Below are 23663 nucleotides of genomic sequence, written 5' to 3'. Positions count from 1 at the left end.
GCGTGCATCCTGCGTATGAATCCGGTAGAATTACGCCATGGATTTGGGCGAACGCATTAAACGCATGGATAGCTGGCTGCTGGATGATGTCTGCCAGCCTTTGGCAGATAAGCTGCCAGAACGTCTGACCGCTTTTGAAGTGGGGATGAGCTGCCAGCTTGGCTCTTTGCTGTTATCTGCCGTTTCCATCATTGCCGTGTTTGTTGTGACCGGCATGAATGATTTTGGAAACATGATCTTCAACGTGCTGGTCTGGGCGTTGTGCGTTACGTTTTTTATTGGGTTGGGCCGCTTGCGTGTATTGGTGCAGCCGGGCAAAGCCAACCCCTTGCGCTACATGCTGATTAGCGTGCGCATTATCTCTATTCCGTTTACATTTTACGTGATTTATCAAGCCATTACATCGCCGGTTACGTTTAGTTCGGCTATGTGGTTTAACGCGTTTTCCAATATTGTTTTTGTAGTGGGGCTGTATTTTATTTCCTGCCAGCCCCGTCCGCCCCAGCGCCGGGCGAAGGAAGAAATCTGGAGCCGTGTTATGGCCCCAGAAGGCAGCGGTCTTTAACGCTTAAAATGTAATGGGAAACAGCCGATCAGGGGTTATCCTGATCGTGCTCTCCCTGTGCAATACGTGCCTGCACGGCACTGCGCCATGTTGCATCCTGCGGGGCGGCATCCAGCGCCTTGCGGAAAAGGGCGAGCGCTTGCGGCGTAACCTGATGATTGGTGCGCGTAATGGCTTCTGCCGTGCGGGCAGCCAGTTCAGCATCAAAACCCATATCTAAGGCATGGTTCCACGCATCCGCAGCTTCAGCATAATGCTCGCGGGAGGCCTCAACCTGCCCAAGCAGCAGATACCCTTGGCGCAAGGCAGGGTCACCCGGCGGCAGTGTGGCCAAAGTCTGCTTCAGGCGAGCCACCAGCATATCATTTTTTGTGTCCTGCATATGCTCGGCAGCAAGGCGAGGCCCAAGTGGCTGTGCAGGCAGGGAAGGCACGCCGTTTGTCAGATACAGGCCTACGGCCAGCACAGGGGCAAGCCCAAGGCCAATCCAACCCACCGTGGCGGCGCGAGAATTATCGGCGGAGGATGGTGCCTTATCCGCCGCCAGAATACGGCGCTGAATTTCCAGCCGCGCAATTTCATGCTCCGCCGGGGCTATCAGCCCGATTGTGAGGTCACGATCTACCTCAGCCAACTGGGCTTCGTGCAGGGCAAGGGCGGCGCTGCGTTCATCCCGCACGGTGCGGGTACGTTTCCATAAAGTAGCGCAGGCAGGAGCCAGAGCCAGCAGGCTGAGCAGGGCAATGGAAAGCCAGATCATGGGGCGTTATCCTTATCCTTTGTCAGCTGGGCCAGCCGGGTTTTTTCTTCTTCTGTCAGCGGAGGCGGAGAGGGCGGAGCAGCTGCACGACGGCGATAAAAGATAAAGGCCGAGACAAGCCCCAGCAGTAGCGCCAGAACGGGCATGCTCCATAACAACAAGGTGCTGAACGAAAACGCTGGTTTCAGACGGATGAAGTTGCCATAGCGGTTTACCATCCAGTCCATGATCTGCTGGTTGTTTTCACCCTTGGCAACGTGTTCACGCACTACGCGGCGCAGGTCTCGCGCCAAGCCGGCACTGCTGTCCTCAATGGATTCATTCTGGCAGACAAGGCAGCGCAGTTGCGAGCCAATGGCCTCGGCCCGTGCTTCATCCTTGGGGTTGGGCAGCATTTCCATGGGGTCATCCACCGCCAGCACCAGCGCAGGTGCCGCAATAAGGGAGAACCCAACACAGGAGGCTGCCAGAAAACGGCGCATGTTCATGGCGTTTTCAACTTTTCAACCAAAGGTAGCAGCGTCTGGCTCAGAATATCGTCCGTAAGTGGGGCTGCCGTGTGCCAGCGGATAACGCCGCCGGGGCCGATAAGGAATGTTTCCGGCACGCCAGAAATCCCCCATTCAATCCCCACACGGCCTTCATGGTCACTCCCAAGGCGGGAGAACGGGTTGCCGGAATGTTTAAGAAAGTTTTCTGCGTTTTCTGGCCTGTCCTTGTAGGCAATGCCCCACATGGTCAGCTTATCTTTCAGCGTCATCAGGGTTGGCATTTCCGCAAGGCAGGGAATGCACCATGAGGCAAAAAAGTTCACCAGCACAGGCTGCGTCAGGTTACGTAAATCCTGCGTATTAAAGCCCTGCATGGGGGCCTGATCTGGCAGCGTAAAATCCGGCACCGGGCGGTTCAGCACCGGTGCGTTGATATCATGCGGGTTGAAGGAGCCATGCTCCATGCCGGAAAGCATTTTCCAAAACGCAACGCCAACAACGCCAGCACCTGCCAATGGCAAAGCCATAAGTAGCCGACGGCGGGATGCATTGGGAGGTGTTTCTGAATTGCTCATGATGCTGCACTCATTTCGGCAGAAGATTTGGCACGCTGCGGCGCACCCACACGCACACGACGGTCAGATAGCGAAAGCGCGCCACCAAACGCCATAACCAGTGCACCCAGCCACATCCACGGTGCCAGCGGGTTGTAATGCAGGCGCAGCACGTAGGTGGGGTTGCTATCCGGCCCGTGTTTGTCACCCAGCACACCATATAGATCTGCCAACAGGTTGGTATGGATGGCAACATCGGTTGTGGTCTGATTTTGAGTATTAAAGCTGCGTTTGGAAGGGTGCATAACGGTAATAAGGTGCCCGTTACGCCGCACTTCCAGCGTGCCCACCATGGCGGTGTAGTTTGGCCCCGGTTCCTGCTTTACGTTTGTAAGTGTCCAGTCATACCCAGCCAGATGTTCTGTGGTGCCAATGGGCACTTCCACAATTTTATGCTGGGCCTGAGACATGGCAGAAAGCCCAAGCACCGTAATGCCCACGCCAATATGTGCAATGGCCGTGCCAATAATGGCACGCGGCAACATGCGGGCACGCTGCACGCTTGTGGCAAACGGCGCACGGAACAGGCGCACACGTTCCACAACATCCGTAATGGTGGATGCAATAATCCAGATAGCTGCGGCTGCGCACAGAATGGGCAGAACGCCTGAAAGCTTAAAGGCCGCAACGGCGCAGGCAATGGCGGTGATAACAGCTGCCACCCATAGCTTTTGCAAAATAGGCCAAAGCTGCGCGCGCTTCCACGGCAGCATGGGGCCAAACCCCATGAAGATGAATAGCGGCAATGCCAGCGGAATGGTGGTGGCATCAAAAAACGGCTTGCCCACAGAAATGGTGCGGTCAAACAGCAGGGACATAAACGGCGGATACATTGTACCCGTGAGCACCACAGCGCAGAGCGAACACAGCAGAATATTGTTCAGCACCAATGCCCCTTCGCGCGAGACTGGGGCAAACAGCCCGCCGGAAGTAAGGGATGGCGCGCGATAGGCAAACAGCGCCAGAGAACCCCCAATCACCACCGCCAGAAGGCCCAGAATGAACACGCCACGCGCAGGGTCATTTGCAAAGGCATGCACGGAGTTCAGGATGCCCGAACGCACAAGGAAGGTGCCGGAAAGCGAGAACGAGAACGTGCCAATAGCCAGCAGCACGGTCCAGATTTTAAGGGCTTCGCGCTTTTCCACCACAATGGCGGAGTGAATAAGGGCGGTGCCTGTCAGCCACGGAATGAGGGAGGCATTTTCCACCGGGTCCCAAAACCAGTAACCGCCCCAACCCAGCACGTAATAAGACCACCAGGACCCCATGGCGATCCCGCAGGTAAGAAAGCACCAAGCGGCCACAGCCCACGGGCGCACCCACCGGCCCCATGCAGCATCCACCCGGCCTTCCAACAGGGCGGCAATGGCAAAGGCAAATGGCACGGCAAAGCCCACATAACCCGTGTAGAGAATAGGCGGATGAAAAGCCAAGCCGGGGTCTTGCAGCAGAGGGTTCATGCCTTGCCCATCCATGGGGGCAGGCCAGATGCGGGCAAACGGATCAGACGTGGTCAGGCAGAACAGTTCAAACCCGGTAGCCACCAGCCCCAGCACGCCAATAACGCGGGCACGCAAAGCGGAAGGCAGGTTGCGCCCAAAAGCGGCAACAGCCGCGCCGCACAGGCCCAGAATAAGCGCCCATAAAAGAATGGAGCCTTCGTGGTTCCCCCATACGCCGGTAATCTTATACAGCAGCGGTTTGGAAACCGCGCTGTTGGCCGCAATGTTCTGGACAGAAAAATCATCCGTAACAGCGGCGTAAACCAGACAGAGGAAAGAGGTTAGCAGCGCAATAAGCTGGCCAATGGCAAGGCCGGGGGCCAGTGCCATTAGCCGCACATCGCGGCGGCGTGCACCCATAAGGGGGAGAATACCTTGTATGGCAGCAAGCACGCAGGCCAGCGCAAGGGCGTAGTGTCCGAGTTCGGGGCTCAGCATGTCAGGGGGTAGGCTCCCGCTTTTTCAGGTCTGTATATTAATTGGTGGCAGGCTGGGTGGCGGTGTTTTTGCGGGCATCCTGCACCGTCATTTTGTTCCAGCTATCCGCACTGGGGGGCGGGCCAAAGCGTGGGTCCCACTTTCCGGCCTTTTTCAGGGCCTCGGCCACTTCCTTGGGCATGTAGGTTTCATCATGCTTGGCCAGCACTTCGGTGGCGGCAAAATCATGCGAGGGCTGCACCGTGCCAATGGCCACAACACTTTGGCCTTCACGGAACAGGTCTGGCAAAATACCTTCGTAATGCACGGTTACTGCGGCCTGACCATCGGTCACGTTAAACGTGGCAACAGGTGTTTCACCCTTGCGCTCACGATGGACAGACCCAGCCACTACCATGCCGCCCAGCTTGACGGTTCTATCCTTAGGCGGAGGAGAGGCCATAACCTGCGAAGGTGTTACAAAAAATACGATATCGGAAGAAAAAGCCCGCAGGATCAAAGCTGCGGCGGTGCCAAGGCACGCCACGCAGGCAATGACAAGCCAGAGGCGACGGGTTTTGCGGGTCATGATTGTGGAGCGGCTCCTGCCTTGCGGGGGGCTTTTTGTTCAAGGGTGGCCAGCCGGATGCGGTCGCGCTTCAGGCGCAGGGCGGCGCCAACGGAAAACACAAGCGCCATAATGGCAAACAGGCCGTAGCTGGCGGCAATATAAGGCAGATGGGTCATGCAGCGTTGCCTCTACGGCGGGGGGAGGACAGCAGGGCGCGAATACGGCTTTCCATTACGGCGGCGCGGGTGCGGGCCACAACAATGGCAGCAAAGCCAAGCCCCATACCCAAGGCAGACAAAGCCAGAGGCCACAGCATGGAAGAAGACATAGTGGGCGCGCCCGTAAGGGTAATGCTGTCTGGCTGGTGCAGGGTATTCCACCACTGCACGCTAAACTTGATAATGGGCAGATCAACCGCACCGGCAAGGGCCAGAATGGCGGCGGCCTTATAGCCACGCTGCGGATCATCAAATGCCCGAATAAGCGCGATATGGCCCAGATACAGGAAAAACAGCACCAGAACGGAGGTCAGCCGTGCATCCCACACCCACCACGTGCCCCACATGGGCTTGCCCCAAAGGGACCCCGTAGCAAGGCACAGTGCGGTGATGGAAGCGCCCACAGGGCCAATTTCCACCGCAGCCAGATCAGCCAGCGGGTGCCGCCATACAAGGGAGAGTAGGCCGCATATGGCCAACCCGGCATATCCGGCAGAAGCCAGCATGGCGGCAGGCACATGCACATACATAATGCGCACGGAATCGCCCTGCTGCCAGTCTGCGGGGGAGAAAAACAGCCCCCAGCCCAGCCCCGTAAGGGTAAGGATTATGGCAGGCCACGTAAGCCACGGCTGAAGGCGTGCCCCCAGCTTAAGAAACTGGCCGGGATTGGCATACCGATGGAAAAAATTGCCGGTACGCGCGACAAAGGTCGGAGAGGCGCTCAAAAGTCAGTCCGTTCCATCTGTATCTGGTTCAATCCTGTGGTCTTCCTCTTTCACCTCCCGTGCGGAAGTGGGAAAAGGACTACCTGTGTCCCCTTTTACAACATTCCGTGCCTCTTGACACGATGCAGTTGTTCATGGGCGTCTTGCCCACACAACACAACGGAGGAAATTATGCTGTTTGCCATTACCTGTACGGATCGCCCCGGCGCGCTGGAACTGCGCAAGGCTACACGTGCGCAGCATCTGGCATTTCTGGAAGCCCATAAAGACGGTATCCTGTTTGCAGGCCCACAGTTGGATGCCAACGGCAACCCCTGCGGCAGCCTTGTTTTGCTGGAAGCGCCAGACCGCGCCACGGCAGAAGGTTTTGCGGCGGCAGACCCGTATGCAAAGGTAAACCTGTTTGAAAGCGTGATTATTCGCCCGTTGCGGACCGTGTTCCGTGATGGCCAGATGGCCGAATAATCATGGCCTATTGGCTGGTGAAAAGTGAGCCAGATGCCTTTAGCTGGGATGAGCAGGTGGCCAATGGCGTGGAGCCATGGACAGGCGTGCGCAACCATCAGGCTAAAAAGAACCTGGCGGCCATGAAGGCAGGAGACCGCGCTTTTTTCTACCATTCCAACGTGCAGCGGGCCATTGTTGGCGTGGTGGAAGTGGTGCGTGAAGGCTACCCGGACCCAACGGCAGAAACCGATAAATGGGTATGTGTGGATGTAAAAGCCATAGCCCCCATGCCCACGCCGGTAACGCTGGCGCAGATCAAGGCAGAACCTACGCTGGAAGATCTGGCTTTGGTGCGGCAGTCCCGCTTGTCTGTCTGCCCCGTATCGGCCGAACACTGGCAGATTTTGTGCGACATGGGCGGGTGGCAGGAGCCAACCTGAAACACAGCCCGTGTTCACGATATTTTGTAGTTTGTGGGTCAATACAAACCAACAAAAAAGGCCGCTCCATAAAGGGCGGCCTTTTTTGCAAGCAGTGCAGAGCAGAAATTAGCTCTGAGTTGCCAGTGTCCATGCCTGAGCAGAGCGGTTGCCAGAACGGCAATAGGCAAAAATCGGGCCCGGCAGGGTGTTGATGGCTTCCTGCGTTTCAATCACGGCATCAGAAGAAGGCGTGAGCGGTGCAGAAACCGGAATGGCAATAAAGGAAAGACCCGCCTTGCGTGCGGCTTCACCAATGGTTTCAGCAGAAGGCTGACCGGCTTCTTCACCATCCGGGCGGTTGCAGATAATGGTTTTGAACCCAGCATCCCGAATAAGCGGAATATCTTCCACCGTAATCTGGGGGGAAACTGCAAAATCGGGGGAAACAGAATGATACTGCATGAGACTATATATCCTAAAAGCTAAGCTAAAAAGAACAGCCGCAGAATGCGGCTTTTGGGCCTGAATGCAAGATCAAAGCAGCCAGACCCAAAAGCGTAGGCACTGGGTATCTGTTTTAGCGGTGAATGAAGTACATATCGGAATACAGGTTTTTCAGCGCAGCATGGTCTGCCAGACAGTGGCGCACCAATAGGGCGCGCAGGCTGATAGCGGCCTGCTGCACGGCTGGGTCTGTGCTATTTGGGTGCAGGGCTGGGTAATGCTGCATACAGGCTTTTAGCGTGGGGTTGTTCATATCCACGCCAGAGCGGATCTTTTCTTTCAGCTCGTTATAGTAATCGGAAACTTCTTTATCAGAATCCCACAGAGGCACGGAGGTATCCACCTTTCCGTTGTGCATGAAGTAAGCCACCGTGAAAAAGCCTGTTTCAGGCGCTGCCGTGCCGGATTGAACTGTCATGCGGCAAGAGCGTTGTGAATATGGTGGGAAGCTTACGTCCGGCATGGCGGAAGAAGCCTGCACCTGTATGGCTGGCGCAGGTGTGTTGGGGTTGGGAGAGGCATCCTCAACATCAGCACCACCGGCTTCATGTGCCTTTTCCCATGCTTTGGCCACCAGAACGTGGAAACGGTCAGACTGGCACAGATCTGGTGCAGTGCGTGCTTCAGCCAGCCGGGTTTCATATGTCTGTTCCTGCGGGGTGGCGCAGGCTGCGGTTGCAACAACAGCCGCCAGCGGTGCCAGCCGCAGAAAGCGCCGTACAGAACGCTGGATGGGTGAAGGATCGGTCATATCAGGATACTCCGCAATAAGGTGTGCGCCTGGATGGAGAACGGTATTTCTGCTTTGGAGTGTGTAAGGGCTTTATGCAAGCCTTACAACGGCGCGGGCCGCGTATGCAGGGCGGATAAGGTGCTGGGTGCTGTTTTTCGTGCCCTGTGCCTGTTATGATTACAACGGAATAGAGAAAAATAAGGCGCCAGAGTGCGTCGCTGCTTCGTTCACAAACGGGCGTGGCATGCAGCAGGCAGGAGAGGCACGGATGAGCACACAAAAAACAGCAGGGAATGCCCTGGCCCCCATGCTTTTGGATGGGCACGAACTGGCAGAACTGGAACAGGCTCTGGCCGATGTGGAATCTGGCCGGGGCGTTCTGGTGCGTCTGGCAGACCTTATGGGCGGTGCCGTTGGGCATGCCGCACGTTTGGGCCTGCGCGGTTTGGGCATGGCCCCCAATATGGAAGAAAAAATGCGCGGGCTGGCAGAAACAGCCATTGCGCGTGCGTTTGATGTGGCCATTGTGGGCATGAAAGGCCCTGCAGATAGCCAGATGGCAGAAGCCCGCTGGCGTGGCCCGGCCTTGCAGGCCGCGGTAGCTGTTTCTGGCGCAGTGGGTGGCTTTAGCGGTTTGGCTGGTCTGGCCCCAGATATTGGTTTTACAACGCTGACAATCATGCGTGAAATTGCACGCGTTGCGCGGGAGGAAGGGGAAGACCTATCAGACCCGGATGCCCGCCGCGCCTGCCTGGAAGTGTTTGCGCTTAAAGCCTTCCCTAACAGCAGAACAGGCGAAGAAAGCGAACTGGGCTATTTCTCGGCCCGCGCCGTGCTGCGTGGCCGCCCGGTTGTGATGCTGATTGCCGAAGTGGCCTCTCATTACGGTTTGGCGCTTGGGCAGAAAATTTCTCTCCAGCTTATGCCTGTAGCAGGTGCGCTGTGTGGGGCCTCTTTGAACACGGCGTTCTTCAACCATTACCGTGCGCTGGCCCGTGCACATTTCACCATTCGTCGGCTGGAGCGGGAACATGGGCCGGTTGTGCGTGATACTGCCATGTCCATGCGTGAAGATCTGGCTGAACGAGGAGCAGAAGCCTAAGCCATTTTGAGCGCAGGCTAGAGAGCTGCAAAAAAGGCCAGCACCTTTACGGGCTGGCCTTTTTGCTGGTCAGGCGGATTTCTTCTGCACCTTACGGGGCGGTTCGCCCTCCAAAAACGTGGTAAGAATGGCAAACCCAAGCAGGGTGATGCCAATAACCTCGGCCGCCAGATGGTAATGCGGTGCCCAAAAGATTACGGCAAAGCACACCGCAATGCCAATCAGGCAAGACAGACGCATGTTCATGGCAAAAGCGGCTCCTTATGGCGTAACGGGGGAAGGCATGGGCAGGCCTTTTGCCAGAGCCTCCACATTGTCTAGCGCCAGCATGCACATGGCGGTGCGTGTTTCTATGGTGGCGCTGCCTGCGTGTGGTGTCATGAAGATATTGGGCAGCGCTGTCAGCCGTGGGTTGGGGTTTGGTTCCTGCCGGTAAACATCCAGCCCGGCCCCAAACAGATGCCCAGATTCCAAAGCCTCTATCAGCGCATCTTCATCTACCAAGGAGCCGCGCGCCGCATTTACAAACACACTGCCCTTGGGCAGCAGAGAAAATGTCTGGCTGTTCATGAGAGGAGGCGCGGAAGGTGAGCCCGGCATGTGCAGGGTGAGCACATCGCAATGGGGCAGCATGTCTTCCAGCTTTTCAAAATAGGTGGCGCCGGCTTCTTCCGCCGCAGAAAGGCGGCTGCGGTTGTGGTAGAGAATGGTCATGTCAAAGCCGCGCGCGCGCTTTGCCACAGCCTGCCCAATGCGGCCCATGCCCACAATGCCCAGACGCTTGCCGGTAACACGGTGGCCCAACATGCCGCCCATACCAAGGCCATGATGCCAGCCGTTTTTCATGAGCGTATAATATTCGGCAGCCCTACGGCAGGCGGCCAGAATCAGCATCATGCTTAAATCAGCGTTACAGTCTGTCAGCACATTTGGAGTGTTGGAAACCGCAATGCCGCGTGCATGCAGGGCGGGAAGGTCCAGATGGTCCAGCCCAACGCTTATGGTAGAAACCAGTTTTACGCAGTCTGGCAGCGCTTCCACATCCTTGCCTTTAAGCGGGGCATTATTGGTAACCACAACAGCAAAAGGCTGAAATTCTTTGGCTAATTCCAGAAGGGCCGGTGTTTTCAGGCTTCTTTCTGGCGGGGGCGGGGCTGTAAATTCTGCTTTAATACGATCTTCCGCAGCATCTAACAGGCGGATGGAGCGGATAAGGCGAGGTGCTTCTGTGCTCACAGGCAACTCCGTAGGCTGGTGAGTCGGTGGTTGTCTGGCGCAAGTTTGTGCCCAATGCGGGGTGGCATCAAGCGGGGGCAGACAACATATGGGCTATGACACTCCATAACGGCATGCAAAGCCAGAGGTTGCCTTGCCGTGCGGGATGATGGGTTGCAGGAAGGGAGCACGCAGCAGATGACACAGGAACTTACCCCCCAGATCATGCTGGGTGCATATGCGGCGGGGCTGTTCCCTATGGCATCTGATGCAGCGGATACTACCCTGCGATGGTATGATCCGGACCCGCGCGGTATTTTGCCGCTGGATGGTTTTCATCTCCCGCGCCGTTTGCGCCGCACCGTGTTGTCTGGCCAGTTTGACGTGTGTGTGGATCGGGATTTTCCTGCCGTTATGCGCGCTTGCGCAGCCCCTGCACCGGGGCGAGAAACCACATGGATAAATGGTGAGATCTACCGCCTGTTCTGTGCCTTGCATGACATGGGTTTTAGCCACAGTGTGGAATGCTGGCAGAACGGTGAACTTGTGGGCGGCCTGTATGGCGTAGCCCTTGGCGGTGCCTTTTTTGGGGAAAGCATGTTCAGCCGCACAACAGATGCCTCCAAGGTGGCCTTGGTGCATTTGGTGGCACGCTTGCGCCTGTGCGGGTTTGTTGTGCTGGACACACAATTTGGCACCGAACACCTTGCCCGCTTTGGGGGTGAGGAAATACCGGCAGCCGAATATAAAGCCATGCTGGAAAAGGCCGTAAGCATGCAGCCGCGCTGGCAGGAGAATATTCCGCCTGATGTGCTGGCAGCAGAAATCCGAAACATGTAAGTAACTGCCATATTCCGGCCCGTGGCATGCCCTAGTGTTGCAGCATGTTGCTTGCGCCCAAGGTAAATAGCCACGCGCGGGCCCGTAATTTGAATGACTGGAATGGATGATATCATGAGCACACGCCTGTATGGTCGTATGCGTTTTTTTTGCCTGATGGGTGTTCTGGGGGCGGCGGTGCCTGTTGTGGGCACGGTGTTTTCCGGGCAGGCACGGGCACAGGTTGCGCTGGACCATCCGCGTTTAACGCCCGCGCGTGATGCCATTATTGATTACAGCTTTCAGCCCCAGCCCACAGCGCAGGATTTGCAAAACGGCGCCAAGCCGGACACACCCGTGCCAACGCGCCATGTGCAGGTCATGTTCTCTGGTGATGGTGGGCTTATGCGCATCAACTACATGACAAGCATGGAAGGAGATGAAAGCCGCGGGGCCGTGATTATCAACCGTGCCTCGCAGGAGGTGCTGGTGATTTTGAATGACCGGCACATCTATACCCGCCTTGTGCAGCAGGAAGGTATCCGCAATCCGTTTTTGCTTGATCTGTCCATGCAGTTTACGCGCAAGGGGAGTGATGTTGTGGCCGGGCAACCTTGCACCGTCTGGGCGGCACAATCTGCCCAAGGGCAGGCCACGGCCTGCGTCACGGATGATGGTTTTATTCTTTCCCAAACCGGTATTGATGTGGATGGGCTGAATGGCCGTATCCGCGCCATGAAGGTATCTTACGAGCCTGTGCCAGACAGCGTGTTTCAGCCACCTGCAGGCTTTCAGGAAGTTAACCCACATAGTGGTAACAAGAACAATGGAGGTTCGGCAGGTGCTGCACCAGCACAGCCTGCGGCACCCTCTGGCGTAGGGCCGATGATATCTGCCCCAGCTACAAATGGCACGGAAGGAACCCCGTAAGATGGTTGCAAAACGTTTGTTTGCAGGTGTGGGGTTTGTGCTGTTGGCAACTGCTGCGTCCGGCACAGTCGCCCACGCCCAGATACAGCCCCAAACACCAGAGCCAACACAGATAGCCCCGGCGGATGCACCAGTGGTAACGCCATCTGTTGATGCAGATGTGTTGTATGAGCTCAACTCCGCCCAAGGTGATGCCCACACCCAGCAGCGTATGCGCTGGCAGGTCAGTTCCCTACGCCAGCGGCTGGACCCGCAGAATTCTGATGTGTTCATGATTACATCATGGACAGATCACACCCTTACGGTGGTGGATACCGCACGCAAGCGCGCCAGTGTCATGCCCGTGCCCGGCCCACAGCAGATTACTCCTCCAGGGCAGCCCGCAGCGGCTGGCACCTATGCACGATTGGGGAATTCCGTTGTGGCGGGTGAACAGTGCACATTATGGCGCACAACGGATGCCGATGGGCACCCAACAGATGCATGCTATACGCCAGACGGCCTGCTTTTGCAGGTTGCACAGCAGGGGCAGGTTACGGTGCGCGCGCTGAGTGTAAGCCGAGCCACCCAGCCAGATAACGTGTTTGCCATTCCGTCCGGGCTGAAGCGGGAAGCCCCTGCACACCCATAAGGTTTGATGTTTCGGGCGGCAGAAAACGGAAAAAGAGAACGTCGCCATGAAAATCCGCCCCAGCTTTGCACTTTTTTATCTGTTTTTAGCTGGGGTAAGCCTGCCTGTGTTTGCGCTGGCGGATGATGGAAGTTCCGGCACGGTTTCCGTATGTTTGCGCGCAGATATTGCGCAGCCCCCACAAGCCATGCAGGTGGTGGCATCCGGCACCGTGTTTACAGCACAAACCAAAGCCGGTGGCCGCAAAGGTGGGGAAGAAAATGAGGCGCTGGTTACCACCGAAACCGTAACCCTTACCCATATGCAGCCATGTATGGATGCAGATGCCTCCTCCGTTATCTCGCACACGCGGCGCTGGCTGGTTTCCCCCGTGCAGCCACAATCTGGCGTGGTGTTTCATGCAGTGGGGGAAGTCAGCGGCAATGGTCTGGACACCGCGTTTGATGATGAAGGCACATCTTTTCGCGATATCGTGCGGGCAGGGGGTATTACCGCTACAGTGCACAGCCCGCTGACAGATGCCGTATCCCTGATGGAAGGGGCGGCTGATCTTCCCCCCAATGCGGATGGAGAAGACCCTGCTATTGATGATAAATAACGCAGTCTTCTAAAGGGGCTGCCTCCGGGTTAAAAAATCCGGCGCAGCGCCCCGGGCAGGAAGATGGAATAGGGGTTTACGTGCAGGGACGGGTTGTTCATCTGCCCAGCCACGCCAAACGTTACGGCAACAAGCCCGCCATCTTTTTCCGGGCTGAACATCCAGCCAATGCCCGGCAGCTTTCCGGGTAGTTTGTTAATGGCAAAAATAGGCACCACAGTGCCGCGTAAATCTATGCTGTTCTTATCCAGATTTACATCGCCTTCAAGCGTTGCGCCCAGCGCATTGTTGCCGGTTCTGCCATCGTGAATATTCAGCACGCCATCTTTGAATGTTACGGGCAGCACAAGGTGTGTCACCATGAATTCTGATGTCTTGTGCGCTGCCAGCCAACCGTAAAACGAGATATTCCGTGCCATACGCAAGGCCGTTGGGGCTTTTTTGAGCACAAATGGCGTAACGGTTATGCGGCCATTAAACGGGGCAGAGGCCTCCGTATCATCAAAAGATCCGCTAAGAACGGCATGGCCACCTTCAATATCTGGCAGAATGTTAAAGTCAGACAAAAATGCGCCCATGTCCGGGATGGAAACGCGCAGGTCTCGCCCCGCACCTTTGGGGGTAAGTGTCATGCTAACGGGGGTTGGCCCGTGCATGGCAAAGTACATTTTTTCCAGCCGCTGACCGTTATCCTCAAAATAGGCTTTGACAGCTTTTAAGGAGGGCTTTTCCGGGTTGTAGCGCAGTGTGTTGGCTGTCAGGTCAATCGCCCATGCTGTTCCCGGCGGGCCGTGCAGTTTGCCTGTTGCAGCCTCTGGCACATGGTAGCCAGTGCTGGCGGGCTGTGCGGGTTTGGGGTCTGATGGATCACCCGTCACCAAGGGAGAAAGGTCCAGCATGTCTGCATATACGCCAACATGAATGACCGAACCCGTTACACCTTTTTGCGGCAGTTCCAACATGGCGTGGCCGGTGGAATTGGCTACGCGGAAGGAAGATATAATCAGTTGGGGTGCATGGTTGGGGCGCAGGCGGGCTTTGCCGCGCACATCCAGATCCGGCCCAGTGGCCAGAATACGATCTACCGCAACAATCTGGCCATTCTTTAGCCCCAGCGTGGCATTGGCCTGCGCTGCACGGCCCGGTGCCTTGTGCCACAGTGGAATACGGATTTGGGAGTTCTTGAGGTTGAGGTTGATATCCACCAGCCCATGGTGATCCCCATACTGGCGATAATCCACCACAGCATCAGCCGAACCACCAAAGTGGTCTCCCGTTGCAAAACCAGCGGCTGTTGCCGTTTGCGGCGTGATGCGGGATGTCAGATGCGCCTGTTCTAACAGCCCGGTGGGCGGCACCTGCCGGAAATCTGTTGAATAGGAGATATTGGAGGGCAGGCCACCTAATACGCCATGCCCGGCAAGGGAGAGGCCATCTGCCGTGGCATCCAGCTTGATATCAGCACGTCTGACACCACGCCCAGCCACCACATTATCAAGCGATGCCTGTGTAATATCGGCATGGCCCTTAATTTCCATGTCATCAATGCTGACATCGTCTTTCAAGGGCAGGCTGAGCATGAGCTGAAGTTTGGCGCGCCCGCGCGGGTTACGAATATCCAGCGGGTGGCGGGCAAGCAGATGCAGGCGTGGTTCGGCCAGAAGGGCCATAACATCCTGCAACTTGCCATCCAGCTGCGTGTTGATAATGCCGGTCTGGTCTTTTTTGGTCAGGCCCACAATGTCCATGCTGCCGGGGCCTGCGGCAATGCGGCCCGTGCCATTTTGGCCCACATTTTTGCCAGCACGGTCAACAAGCTGATAGCCGTGGTCAAACTTGATGCTCAGCTTGTCCAGACCATCCACATCCATATGGGCATCCATACCCCGAAGCGGAGAAATGGGCCGCAGCCAGTGGATGGTCAGCCCCTTGGCATCCAGCCCGCCAGCAATGTTGCTGACATCCACACCATTCCAGCCCGTTTTGCTGGATAGGGAAACAACGGTGTGCAGGTTGTAGGCCACACCATCTGTAATGTTTTTGGTTACCCACTTTTTGCCGCCCTTGGCCGCCTTGTCTGGCCAGTAATAAACCAGATCAGGAAAGTACACCTGCGGAATATCGGCAGTAACCTGCCCGGAAACGGTGGTGGGGTTTACCAGATCCGTGGCATCCACTTGCCCGGATACGGCCAGATTAAGCCCTCTGGATTCATCTTCCGGAAGGTCTGGATTGCGCAGGTTTGCGGTAATGTTATGGACAATAATATGCGCAGGTGTGCTGCCATCTTTAAGATGGTCCAGCCGTAGGGTAATATTGGCAGAACCACCGTTTAAAAAGTAACGCGCCCCGGCGGCGGTTACCTTGCCGCTTTGTGCATCTGCATGCAGGTCCATCGCTCCCGGCATCAGCCAATCCGAACCCGGCGCAGGCAGGAAATTGACATCAGACGTGACCGCTATAGGCGTTCTGATGTGTTGCAGATCATGCGAGATATGGGAAAAGCTGGAAGGCTTAACGGCATTGGTTGCCAGATGCCACGTAATGCCCTTGCCATCTGAATCTGGCAGGCTGTTGGCTTTTACCTCTATATGGCAATCAGGGTTTTCTTCCCCCGTTACGGCAAATTGCACGGCACCTGTCAGGCCCTTTTTGCCTTGGGCCAAGGCCATATGCAGCGTGGCATCCAGCGGAGAAGCCACCCAGTGCGTGCCAGTCAGCTGGTCATTCATGCGCACAATGGCGTGGGAGATAACGGCACGGTCCAGCCCGGCGGTATCTACGCTTCCGCTATCACTTGCCCCAGCAGAAGGCGGGGTATCAAAATCAAACCCCACAGCCCCGTTTTTGCCGCGGCGGAGGGCAAGGTTTACGCCTTCCAATTCCACTGCGCGCAGGGCAATGCCGCCGTGCACCAAGGCCAGCGTATCCAGCGTAACGTGGGCCTCATGCACGGTATCAACAACTGTGCGGTCCGGCCCTTTAACCGCAATATCCTGCAGAACAAGCATGAGCGGCGATGTAAGGCCATCGCGCATACCGTTCCATTCCAGATAAGCGCGGCTAAGCCCCAATGTGGCAACAGGAGGCTGCTTTTTGCCGCCAGAAATAACGGTAACAGGCAAAAAGGGGCGCACCAGCGGCGTAACATTTACTGGCCCCAGCGCCATACGCGCAAACAGCAAGGCTGTACCCACAAGCGGCAGCCCAACCATGGCATAGGCACCATAGACCAGAAATCGCCGGGTTTTTGTGCGCCGTGGGCGCGTGGTGTCTTGACCGTTGGAAGTCAACGCAGCAAGCCTTTATTGTTCACAGCACGGGCCAGATCATGACGCAGGCAGACCATTCCCTTTTTCGAGACGTAAGGCAACCTAGAGGGCATGGTTCCCGCATGTGGCCAGATGCAGACTGGCCCGCCCCGGCTGATAAACGTGCGGCCGAACTGTTTACGCAGGATATGCTGGCCTTGGCGCAGGAAGCGGGCATTGCAGAATCCGTCATGATACAGCCTGGCGCGCGGGAACTGCTGGCCTGCCTTGGGGGCAACAGCCCGTATCTGGCTGATCTGGCGCGTGAAGATGTTCTGGCCTTTGCAGCCCTGCTGGAACAGGGGCCGGACATTTGTGTGCAGGATGCGTTTGCAACATGCGCGGAGTTTGACACAACATCGGGGCGAGAGTGTGTCGCTGCTTTTTTGCGGCACACAAAAAAACGCATAGCTTTTATTTGCGCTGTGGCGGATCTGGGCGGCTTCTGGTCTTTGGAAGAAGTTACGCATGCCCTTAGCCGTCTGGCTGATACCGCGCTGGATCTGGCTGTCAGGCATTTGCTGTGGTGTGCCTTTCAGGCTGGGCAGCTGGCTTTACCAAACCCGGAACAGCCCGCGCAGGGCTGCGGCTTTGTAATTCTGGCCATGGGCAAGCTGGGCGCGCGGGAGCTGAATTTTTCATCCGATATAGACCTGATGGTGCTGTATGATCCCACAGCGTACCCTCAGTCGGACACAGTGCGGCGTGTGTTCGTGCGTATGACTAGCGATCTTGTCAGCCTGATGGAAGCACGAGATGCCAATGGATACGTTTTTCGCACAGATTTAAGATTACGGCCTGATCCATCCTCCACCCCTCCGGCTGTAACAGTGCAGGCGGCCACTCTGTATTATGAAAGCCTTGGCCAAACGTGGGAGCGCGCGGCCATGACAAAAGCGCGCCCCGTGGCGGGGGATCTTACGCTGGGGCGGCGTTTTCTGGCGGCTATTCGGCCATTCATCTGGCGCAGACATCTGGATTTTGCGCTGATTGATGATCTGCATGACATGAAAGCCCGGATTGACCGTTACCGTAAGGCGGGCCGCACAGATTTAAGTACCCTGCCGGATGCCGTGCTGGCAGATCCTTCCGCCAGCATAGAATGGCTGCTGGGCCATAACCTCAAGCTGGGACAGGGCGGTATTCGTGAAATTGAATTTATCGCGCAGGCCATGCAGCTTGTCTGGGGTGGGCGAGAGCCTGCATTGCGGGACAAAACCACCTTTGGTGCGCTCAAAAAACTTGTAGGTTCAGGCCGTCTGCCACGGGAAGAAGCCGAGGTTCTGGCCCGCACCTATCGCTTTTTGCGTGATGCAGAGCACCGCTTGCAAATGCGGGCCGACCACCAAACCCACAGTCTGCCAGAAACGCGGGAAGGGTTTGAGGCTTTTGCCATCTTCATGAATTATCCAGACGCCGAAGTTCTGGCGCTGGATATGTTGCCCCGTATGCGTGAGGCACGGCGTATTTTTGAGCGCCATTTTGTGTTGCATTCCGCCCAGCCGGAAGAAGTGGAAGGCAGTGTGCTGGTGCCCGGCCCGGAAGATGGGCAAACGGCAGAACTGTTGCAAAAGCACGGCTTCCCGCCCGAACAGGTGGAGGAAGCCACACAGGTGCTCACCCGTTGGCGCGGTAATGGTTTGCGAGCGCTAAGGTCTGAACGTGCACATGCGTTGTTGCGTGTGTTGTTGCCAACATTGCTGGCCAGTTTTGGCGCACGTAGCAATCCGCTGGCCTGTTTACGCCGGTTTGATGCCTTGCTGGCGCGGCAACACGCCGGGGTGCAGCTTCTTTCCCTGTTTGAACGCAATCCGGCGTTGGTGGACCGTATTGCCAATATCTTTGATGCCTCGGTTTTTCTGGCAGATTATTTAGCAGACAAGCCCTCTGCGTTGGAAGGGTTGTTGGAATCCGAGCCAGAGGAAGGGCGCACGGTTGTGGCGCGCCTTCAGCATCTGGCGGAGGAAATGGCAGATGTTGAAGAGCTGGTAACAGCTCTGCGCCCGCTTTTGCGTGGTGAGGAGTTCCGCCTCTCCGTTGCCTTGCTGGAAGGCCGCATGACGGAAAACGAGGCCGAAAAGCAGCGCACGGTGCTGGCAGATACCATTATCACCATTGTGAAACATGCGGTGGAGGTTGAGCACGCGCGCCGCTACGGGCATGTTCCGGGTGGTGGCATGGCCATTGTGGCACTCGGCAAAGCTGGCTCGCGCGAGATGATGCCGCGGTCGGACCTTGATTTGCTGATGGTGTTTGATCACCCCGAAGATGTGCAGGCCAGCGAGGTGCCGCAGGCGGATACAAAAGCAGAGCGCCCGCTATTTTCTGCCCCACGGTCTGTAGGGGTGGCGCAGTATTACACGCGGCTTGCCCATGCCTTTATTGCCGCGCTGACAGCTCCGGGGCCAGAAGGGCCCTTATACGCGGTAGATATGCGTTTGCGTCCCTCTGGGGCAGCGGGGCCGGTTGCTGTCTCACGCCCCGCTTTTTTGCGTTATCACACAGAATCCGCATGGACATGGGAGTGTATGGCTCTCACCCGTGCGCGTATTGTAGCGGCTCCAGTAGAATTGAAGCGTGTTTTACGGCAAGATCTGGAGGCCATTCTGGATGGCCGTTTGCGCGCCCAGCCAGCATCTCGCGCAACACTGCTGAAAGATGCCTGCGCCATGCGCGCACGTTTGGCGCGAGACCTGCCAGCATCTTCTGTATGGGATGTAAAACGGCGGCTGGGTGGGCTGATAGATGTGGAGTTTATTGCCCAGATTTATCAGCTGATTGGCGCAAAGAGTGCTGTGCGGGATGTAAGCACGCGTTTGGCGTTGGGGCGGCTGGAAAAGGCAGGCTTGCTGAGTGCGGAAGATGCCCAGTTCTTAAAGCAGGCCGAGTTGTTCTGGCGTCAGCTTCAGGCCGTGTTGCGGCTGCTGTGTGGGGCAACGCCGCCTGTTGATCTGGAGCGAGATCTGGCCCCGGCATCGTTAAACGTGCTGCTGAAAGCCATGAAACTGGAAACCCTGCCGGATCTGATTGAAAAGGCAAACATTCTGGCGCGTGATGTGCATGCAGTTTTTGCCCGGCTGGTTGGCTCGGTGGAATAAGCAGGGCTTGGAGCCGGAACAGCTTGCTGATCCTGCACGTTCAATCTGGCGTAAGAGATTTTAAAAGAAGGAAACCAAGCATGACGGAAAAACACACGCTTAAGGTAGGGGATGCTGCTCCGGCATTTGATATGGAAGCAAGCGGTGGCCGTAAGGTGACGTTGGCAGATTTTAAGGGCAAGCCGTTTGTTCTGTATTTCTACCCCAAGGCAGACACACCCGGATGCACAAAGGAAGCCTGCGGATTTAACGAGGCCCTGAAAGATTTTGATAAGGCCGGCCTGACCGTTATTGGCGTTTCGCGCGATCCGGTAAAAAAGCTGGATGCCTTTGCAGCCAAATATGACCTGACATTTTCCTTGGCATCAGATGAATCTGGCAGCGTGACAGAGGCCTACGGCGTGTGGGTGGAAAAAACCAATTATGGCCGCCAGTATATGGGTATTGAGCGCACAACTTTCCTGATTGGGGCGGATGGTAAAATTGCACATATCTGGCCCAAGGTGAAAGTGCCAGGCCATGTTGAAGCTGTGCTAGAAGCTGCCCGCGCATTGGCGGGCAGCGCCTGATTTTTTGGTTTCAGGCTTCAGCTGTAATCGTCTGGCAGATTACCATGTCTGGTAATATCCACGGGGGCCGTAATAGCCATAACCCGGGCCGGGCATAACAGGTACGGCGGGTACCACGTAAGCTGGCGGCGGAGGTGGTGGAGGCGGTGCGTACGCTACCGGCGGCCCGCCAGCCATTGTGGCGCCTGCCAAGGCCCCTACGGCCAATCCGCCAATAAGAGCCCCGGCAATAGCACCACCACCGGGGCCACGATGATGATAATAGCCGCCTCTGGGGCCACCCCAACCGGGGCCACCCGGTCCGCCACGCGGGCCACCGCCCCAACCGGGGCCGCCCATCATATGTGGGCCGGGTTGCGCCTGCGCCGCGGGCACGCTTGCCAAGCCAAGACCGGCAATAACGGGCAGGGCCATCAGAAGTTTGGTTATCTGGCGCATGAAATGAGCCTCCTTGAAACAGGATTACACCTGCGTTCTTTGTCTCATCTCAAATAATGGCGCGTCTTATGGCAAATTAAAGGCGTATCCGCGGCGTTATTTTGTATGCTTATTTTATGAAACCCCAAGGCACGTACTTGGAGTGCTCATAATCGGCATACTGCATATTCAACGTAAGCAGTATGCCGTGTGCAAGGTTTTAGTGGGCTGGGGTGGTAATGCGGTCTGCCAGTTTCAGGCGTAAAACCGTAAACAGGGTAACCGCCGCGCAAATGGAAACATAACCGGCAAACCAGCTTTCATGGCCGATCTGCTTGCACCACAGGGCAATATATTCCGTGGTGCCCCCAAAAATGGAAACCGTAAGTGCATAAGGCAGAGCCACCCCCAAAGCGCGAATACGGGTTGGAAACAGTTCTGCCTTAACAATGGCGTTAATGGATGTGTAGCCAGACGCAATAAACAGCGCCGTAACAATCAGGCCAAACGCCACCCATGGGGATGAAGCAGTGGCAAGCACATGCAGTAGCGGAATGGTGCCAAAAGTGGCGCCAAAGCCAAAAAACAACAGCAGCGGCTTGCGGCCAATCTTATCGGAAATGGCGCCAAAAACAGGTTGCATGGCGGCAAAAACAACCAGACTGGCGGTAGAAATAAGGGTTGCCGTTTCCTTGGGAAAGCCCAGCGTGTTGGCCAGATATTTCTGCATGTAAATGGTGTAGGTATAAAACGCTACGGTGCCCCCAAGTGTTAGGCCGCATACTGTTAGCACTGCCCGCCAATGGTGCAGAAGAACGCGAATACCGCCTTTTTCTTCTTCCGTGTGTGCGCTTTTAAAGCTGTCGCTTTCCGTCATCTGGCGGCGCAGCCAGAACACCAGCACAGCGCCCAAGGCACCTATCAGAAACGGCACGCGCCAGCCCCAGCTTGCAATCTGCTGTGGTGTCAGCAGCACGTATTGCATGAGCAGGAGCAGAACAAGCGCTAAAAGCTGGCCCATAACCAGCGTGACATACAAAAAGCCAGACCAGAATCCGCGATGTTCCGGTGTAGCCACTTCTGCCAGATAGGTGGCAGATGCCCCGTATTCGCCACCAAGGCTCAGGCCTTGCAGCAGGCGCGCAATTAACAGTAGCAGCGGGGCGGCAAGGCCGATCTGGTCATAAGTCGGGCACACGGCAATGGCCAAGGACCCTAAACACATAGTGAGCACGGAAATGGTGAGCGCACTGCGCCGGCCATATCGATCCGCCGCCATGCCCAAAAGCCACCCGCCCACAGGGCGCATGAAAAAACCCACAGCAAATACTGCGGCTGCATTTAACAGTTCTACGGTAGGATTTCCGTGCGGGAAAAAGGCATGCGCAAAGTAAATGGTAAAAGAGGAATAAACATACCAATCAAAATATTCCAGCAGGTTACCTGCGGAACCTGCCACAATGCCGCGAATGCGCTGTGCCGTGTTCACTCTTATTGTTCTCCTGTCTGGAAAAGGCACGGTGTTATTTAAACCCGCCACCTGAGTGACATGTTTTGAATGGCCTGCCACGCAGCGCATGTTCTGCACGCAGGGCAGGCGAAGGGGCAGGTCATACCACTGCCTGTGGTCGATTGTCATTACGGTGCCGCGATAAAGCTGTTCTGGTGGGCAATCTATGCGTTTCTGGCGCTTGCTCTTGCTGCGGACATAAGACAAAACGAGGCATGAGTTCCATAATTGTTCTTTTGAGTGTTGCTGTGTGCGCCCTGTTGCTTGGGGCGGGCCTTACCATTTTGCTACGCCCTAAATCCGGTGGTGGCACGGATGCAGACCTGCTGGCGCGGTTGTATGTTCTGGTAGAGCGGGAGGCCGCAACTGCGCGTTCTGATATTGCGGCCCAGCGCAACAGCATGGTGGAAATGGAACGCGCCATGGGTGGACGCATTGAACGCATGCGCACGGAGTTGGCGGAACAGCTTGGCGCGCTGGCCGGAGGGCTGGGCCGAGAACAGGCGGAAGCCCGCGCTGCACAGGCCGAAGCCCTGCGTAATCTGGCAGATACATCTGCCCAGCAGCTTGCCTCTATCCGCCGTGCCGTTACGGAACAGTTGCACGAAGCTGTAGAGCAGCAGATGCAAACATCGTTCCAGCGTGTGCTGGAGCAGTTTTCTGCCATGCAGAAGGCCATGGGTGAGGTAAGGGCCATGACAGGCCAGATAGGAGACCTCAAACGCCTGTTCAGCAATGTCAAAACCCGTGGCGGCTGGGGGGAAGCCCAGCTACGCGCCATTCTGGATGATGTGCTGCCGCCCGGTACGTATGAAAGCAATGTGCGGATTGGTAACGGGAATGACGTGGTGGAATTTGCCATACGCATGCCGGTTAAATCCAGCACGCCGCCCTTGTTGCCAGTAGATAGCAAGTTTCCCACAGAAGCCTATGAGCGGTTGTTAAATGCTGCAGATGAAGGCGATACAGCAGCAGAAAAGGCCGCTCGCAAATCTCTGGAAAACACCATGCGGCTAGAGGCGCGCAAGATTTCCAGCAAATATATTCACCCGCCTAAAACGGTGGAGTTTGCGGTACTATATCTGCCCACAGATGGGTTATATACAGAAGTGGCACGTATGCCGGGGCTTATTGATGATCTGGGGCGGCAGTTTCGGGTTATGGTTATGGGGCCTGCCCTTATGCCAGCCATGTTGCGCACGATCCATTTGGGGTACGTTACACTTGCGCTGGAAGAGCGGACAGAAACCATAGCGCGCCTGCTGGGGGCCACGCGGCAGGAAATGATCAAGATGGATGGCGTGCTGGATAAACTGGCGCGCAATGCACAGGCTATGTCCTTTTCTATCGAGGAAGCCCGCAGGCGTACACGTTCGGTCAGCCGCAAGTTGCGTGAACTGGATGAACCGGAAGACAATGCCGCCGGAACAGAAGAGTCTGAAATTGAATTTACTGGTGTTGATTCAAATGGGACGGCATCAGGGTAAC

25 protein-coding genes are annotated in these 23663 nt (G+C 56.5%); 11 read left to right on the top strand and 14 right to left on the bottom strand.

The features are described 5' to 3' along the window. The first annotated feature begins 37 nt into the window (after positions 1 to 37). Positions 38 to 565, top strand: coding sequence for a hypothetical protein (locus ABNV41_RS06905; RefSeq protein WP_050819536.1), 528 nt, complete (start codon positions 38 to 40; stop codon positions 563 to 565). 28 nt (positions 566 to 593) lie between these two features. Here the strand turns inward: ABNV41_RS06905 and ccmI are convergent, their stop codons facing one another. Genes ccmI through ABNV41_RS06870 form a run of 7 tightly spaced genes read right to left on the bottom strand, consistent with a single transcriptional unit; the run spans position 594 to position 5869 of the window. Further along, entirely contained in the window at positions 594 to 1325 is a 732-nt protein-coding gene (ccmI, locus tag ABNV41_RS06900) for a c-type cytochrome biogenesis protein CcmI (RefSeq protein ID WP_003625194.1), read from the bottom strand. Continuing rightward, positions 1322 to 1813 carry a cytochrome c-type biogenesis protein gene (locus ABNV41_RS06895; protein WP_050819537.1) on the bottom strand — a complete coding sequence of 164 codons (492 nt, stop codon included), beginning with the start codon at positions 1811 to 1813 and terminating at the stop codon, positions 1322 to 1324. Before ABNV41_RS06895 ends, ccmI begins: the two co-directional genes overlap by 4 nt. Beyond that, complete coding sequence (locus tag ABNV41_RS06890) at positions 1810 to 2391, bottom strand: DsbE family thiol:disulfide interchange protein (protein WP_050819538.1); 582 nt, start codon at positions 2389 to 2391, stop codon at positions 1810 to 1812. The genes ABNV41_RS06895 and ABNV41_RS06890 overlap by 4 nt, the downstream gene beginning before the upstream one ends. Further along, the gene (locus ABNV41_RS06885) at positions 2388 to 4373 is read right to left on the bottom strand and encodes a heme lyase CcmF/NrfE family subunit (RefSeq protein ID WP_050819539.1); all 1986 of its coding nucleotides are present in this window, start codon (positions 4371 to 4373) and stop codon (positions 2388 to 2390) included. Before ABNV41_RS06885 ends, ABNV41_RS06890 begins: the two co-directional genes overlap by 4 nt. A gap of 37 nt (positions 4374 to 4410) precedes the next feature. Further along, positions 4411 to 4941 (bottom strand): cytochrome c maturation protein CcmE, encoded by a 531-nt coding sequence (ccmE, locus tag ABNV41_RS06880; RefSeq protein WP_050819540.1) that lies wholly within the window; start codon positions 4939 to 4941, stop codon positions 4411 to 4413. Then, a complete protein-coding gene (locus tag ABNV41_RS06875; protein WP_003622625.1) occupies positions 4938 to 5099 on the bottom strand; it encodes a hypothetical protein in 162 nt (53 codons plus the stop codon). The genes ccmE and ABNV41_RS06875 overlap by 4 nt, the downstream gene beginning before the upstream one ends. Next, entirely contained in the window at positions 5096 to 5869 is a 774-nt protein-coding gene (locus ABNV41_RS06870) for a heme ABC transporter permease (protein WP_006116085.1), read from the bottom strand. The genes ABNV41_RS06875 and ABNV41_RS06870 overlap by 4 nt, the downstream gene beginning before the upstream one ends. Before the next feature lie 171 nt (positions 5870 to 6040). Here ABNV41_RS06870 and ABNV41_RS06865 point away from each other — a divergent pair, with 171 nt between their 5' ends. Next, positions 6041 to 6334, top strand: coding sequence for a YciI family protein (locus tag ABNV41_RS06865; RefSeq protein WP_003622630.1), 294 nt, complete (start codon positions 6041 to 6043; stop codon positions 6332 to 6334). 2 nt (positions 6335 to 6336) lie between these two features. Further along, positions 6337 to 6756, top strand: a complete 420-nt coding sequence (locus tag ABNV41_RS06860) for an EVE domain-containing protein (protein WP_050819541.1) — start codon at positions 6337 to 6339, stop codon at positions 6754 to 6756. Positions 6757 to 6864: 108 nt separating this feature from the next. On the opposite strand, the gene ABNV41_RS06855 is transcribed toward ABNV41_RS06860, so the two are convergent. Together ABNV41_RS06855 and ABNV41_RS06850 are read right to left on the bottom strand one after the other, a co-directional pair. After that, a complete protein-coding gene (locus ABNV41_RS06855) occupies positions 6865 to 7200 on the bottom strand; it encodes a TIGR01244 family sulfur transferase (protein WP_003622634.1) in 336 nt (111 codons plus the stop codon). A 115-nt stretch (positions 7201 to 7315) separates the two neighbouring features. Further along, positions 7316 to 7993 (bottom strand): hypothetical protein, encoded by a 678-nt coding sequence (locus ABNV41_RS06850; RefSeq protein WP_087651406.1) that lies wholly within the window; start codon positions 7991 to 7993, stop codon positions 7316 to 7318. Positions 7994 to 8219: 226 nt separating this feature from the next. Between ABNV41_RS06850 and ABNV41_RS06845 the strand changes: the two genes are divergently transcribed. After that, the gene (locus ABNV41_RS06845; protein ID WP_050819543.1) at positions 8220 to 9077 is read left to right on the top strand and encodes an EcsC family protein; all 858 of its coding nucleotides are present in this window, start codon (positions 8220 to 8222) and stop codon (positions 9075 to 9077) included. A gap of 69 nt (positions 9078 to 9146) precedes the next feature. Here ABNV41_RS06845 and ABNV41_RS06840 read toward each other — a convergent pair whose 3' ends face one another. Both ABNV41_RS06840 and ABNV41_RS06835 read right to left on the bottom strand, forming a co-directional pair. Next, positions 9147 to 9323 carry a hypothetical protein gene (locus ABNV41_RS06840; RefSeq protein WP_196332539.1) on the bottom strand — a complete coding sequence of 59 codons (177 nt, stop codon included), beginning with the start codon at positions 9321 to 9323 and terminating at the stop codon, positions 9147 to 9149. Between the two features lie 15 nt (positions 9324 to 9338). Continuing rightward, a complete protein-coding gene (locus tag ABNV41_RS06835) occupies positions 9339 to 10313 on the bottom strand; it encodes a D-glycerate dehydrogenase (protein ID WP_349935078.1) in 975 nt (324 codons plus the stop codon). Positions 10314 to 10490: 177 nt separating this feature from the next. Between ABNV41_RS06835 and aat the strand changes: the two genes are divergently transcribed. From aat to ABNV41_RS06815, 4 genes are all read left to right on the top strand, one after another. Then, positions 10491 to 11132: a leucyl/phenylalanyl-tRNA--protein transferase gene (gene aat, locus ABNV41_RS06830; protein ID WP_050820373.1), complete on the top strand. Its 642-nt coding sequence runs from the start codon at positions 10491 to 10493 to the stop codon at positions 11130 to 11132. Positions 11133 to 11225: 93 nt separating this feature from the next. Beyond that, positions 11226 to 12041: a DUF4412 domain-containing protein gene (locus ABNV41_RS06825; RefSeq protein ID WP_196332540.1), complete on the top strand. Its 816-nt coding sequence runs from the start codon at positions 11226 to 11228 to the stop codon at positions 12039 to 12041. Position 12042: 1 nt separating this feature from the next. After that, on the top strand, positions 12043 to 12672 hold the full coding sequence (locus tag ABNV41_RS06820) for a hypothetical protein (RefSeq protein WP_349935076.1): 630 nt from the start codon (positions 12043 to 12045) through the stop codon (positions 12670 to 12672). A gap of 46 nt (positions 12673 to 12718) precedes the next feature. Beyond that, the gene (locus ABNV41_RS06815) at positions 12719 to 13270 is read left to right on the top strand and encodes a hypothetical protein (protein WP_050819547.1); all 552 of its coding nucleotides are present in this window, start codon (positions 12719 to 12721) and stop codon (positions 13268 to 13270) included. A 29-nt stretch (positions 13271 to 13299) separates the two neighbouring features. Here the strand turns inward: ABNV41_RS06815 and ABNV41_RS06810 are convergent, their stop codons facing one another. Next, complete coding sequence (locus ABNV41_RS06810; RefSeq protein ID WP_196332635.1) at positions 13300 to 16485, bottom strand: AsmA-like C-terminal region-containing protein; 3186 nt, start codon at positions 16483 to 16485, stop codon at positions 13300 to 13302. 116 nt (positions 16486 to 16601) lie between these two features. Here ABNV41_RS06810 and ABNV41_RS06805 point away from each other — a divergent pair, with 116 nt between their 5' ends. Continuing rightward, entirely contained in the window at positions 16602 to 19679 is a 3078-nt protein-coding gene (locus ABNV41_RS06805; RefSeq protein WP_349935074.1) for a bifunctional [glutamine synthetase] adenylyltransferase/[glutamine synthetase]-adenylyl-L-tyrosine phosphorylase, read from the top strand. 80 nt (positions 19680 to 19759) lie between these two features. Continuing rightward, positions 19760 to 20248, top strand: a complete 489-nt coding sequence (bcp, locus tag ABNV41_RS06800; RefSeq protein WP_050819550.1) for a thioredoxin-dependent thiol peroxidase — start codon at positions 19760 to 19762, stop codon at positions 20246 to 20248. A gap of 39 nt (positions 20249 to 20287) precedes the next feature. Here bcp and ABNV41_RS06795 read toward each other — a convergent pair whose 3' ends face one another. Beyond that, entirely contained in the window at positions 20288 to 20686 is a 399-nt protein-coding gene (locus ABNV41_RS06795; protein WP_050819551.1) for a hypothetical protein, read from the bottom strand. A 199-nt stretch (positions 20687 to 20885) separates the two neighbouring features. After that, entirely contained in the window at positions 20886 to 22154 is a 1269-nt protein-coding gene (locus ABNV41_RS06790; RefSeq protein ID WP_087651402.1) for an MFS transporter, read from the bottom strand. Positions 22155 to 22390: 236 nt separating this feature from the next. On the opposite strand from ABNV41_RS06790, the gene ABNV41_RS06785 reads away from it, so the two are divergent. Continuing rightward, positions 22391 to 23662 (top strand): DNA recombination protein RmuC, encoded by a 1272-nt coding sequence (locus tag ABNV41_RS06785; RefSeq protein ID WP_050819553.1) that lies wholly within the window; start codon positions 22391 to 22393, stop codon positions 23660 to 23662. Position 23663 lies beyond the last annotated feature (1 nt).

Origin of the sequence: Acetobacter sp. A11-2 (assembly GCF_040208445.1) — a bacterium.
Taxonomy (GTDB): Bacteria; Pseudomonadota; Alphaproteobacteria; order Acetobacterales; family Acetobacteraceae; genus Acetobacter; species Acetobacter oryzoeni.
The sequence above is the reverse complement of the archived record's forward strand: the minus strand, read 5'-3'. Positions and strand labels throughout refer to the sequence as shown.

Coding starts and splice junctions, on each gene's coding strand:
- ABNV41_RS06905 (WP_050819536.1), top strand. CDS start 38: ATGGATTTGGGCGAACGCATTAAACGCATGGATAGCTGGCTGCTGGAT.
- ccmI (WP_003625194.1), bottom strand. CDS start 1,325: ATGATCTGGCTTTCCATTGCCCTGCTCAGCCTGCTGGCTCTGGCTCCT.
- ABNV41_RS06895 (WP_050819537.1), bottom strand. CDS start 1,813: ATGAACATGCGCCGTTTTCTGGCAGCCTCCTGTGTTGGGTTCTCCCTT.
- ABNV41_RS06890 (WP_050819538.1), bottom strand. CDS start 2,391: ATGAGCAATTCAGAAACACCTCCCAATGCATCCCGCCGTCGGCTACTT.
- ABNV41_RS06885 (WP_050819539.1), bottom strand. CDS start 4,373: ATGCTGAGCCCCGAACTCGGACACTACGCCCTTGCGCTGGCCTGCGTG.
- ccmE (WP_050819540.1), bottom strand. CDS start 4,941: ATGACCCGCAAAACCCGTCGCCTCTGGCTTGTCATTGCCTGCGTGGCG.
- ABNV41_RS06875 (WP_003622625.1), bottom strand. CDS start 5,099: ATGACCCATCTGCCTTATATTGCCGCCAGCTACGGCCTGTTTGCCATT.
- ABNV41_RS06865 (WP_003622630.1), top strand. CDS start 6,041: ATGCTGTTTGCCATTACCTGTACGGATCGCCCCGGCGCGCTGGAACTG.
- ABNV41_RS06860 (WP_050819541.1), top strand. CDS start 6,337: ATGGCCTATTGGCTGGTGAAAAGTGAGCCAGATGCCTTTAGCTGGGAT.
- ABNV41_RS06855 (WP_003622634.1), bottom strand. CDS start 7,200: ATGCAGTATCATTCTGTTTCCCCCGATTTTGCAGTTTCCCCCCAGATT.
- ABNV41_RS06850 (WP_087651406.1), bottom strand. CDS start 7,993: ATGACCGATCCTTCACCCATCCAGCGTTCTGTACGGCGCTTTCTGCGG.
- ABNV41_RS06845 (WP_050819543.1), top strand. CDS start 8,220: ATGCAGCAGGCAGGAGAGGCACGGATGAGCACACAAAAAACAGCAGGG.
- ABNV41_RS06840 (WP_196332539.1), bottom strand. CDS start 9,323: ATGAACATGCGTCTGTCTTGCCTGATTGGCATTGCGGTGTGCTTTGCC.
- aat (WP_050820373.1), top strand. CDS start 10,491: ATGACACAGGAACTTACCCCCCAGATCATGCTGGGTGCATATGCGGCG.
- ABNV41_RS06825 (WP_196332540.1), top strand. CDS start 11,226: ATGACTGGAATGGATGATATCATGAGCACACGCCTGTATGGTCGTATG.
- ABNV41_RS06820 (WP_349935076.1), top strand. CDS start 12,043: ATGGTTGCAAAACGTTTGTTTGCAGGTGTGGGGTTTGTGCTGTTGGCA.
- ABNV41_RS06815 (WP_050819547.1), top strand. CDS start 12,719: ATGAAAATCCGCCCCAGCTTTGCACTTTTTTATCTGTTTTTAGCTGGG.
- ABNV41_RS06810 (WP_196332635.1), bottom strand. CDS start 16,485: ATGGTTGGGCTGCCGCTTGTGGGTACAGCCTTGCTGTTTGCGCGTATG.
- ABNV41_RS06805 (WP_349935074.1), top strand. CDS start 16,602: ATGACGCAGGCAGACCATTCCCTTTTTCGAGACGTAAGGCAACCTAGA.
- bcp (WP_050819550.1), top strand. CDS start 19,760: ATGACGGAAAAACACACGCTTAAGGTAGGGGATGCTGCTCCGGCATTT.
- ABNV41_RS06795 (WP_050819551.1), bottom strand. CDS start 20,686: ATGCGCCAGATAACCAAACTTCTGATGGCCCTGCCCGTTATTGCCGGT.
- ABNV41_RS06785 (WP_050819553.1), top strand. CDS start 22,391: ATGAGTTCCATAATTGTTCTTTTGAGTGTTGCTGTGTGCGCCCTGTTG.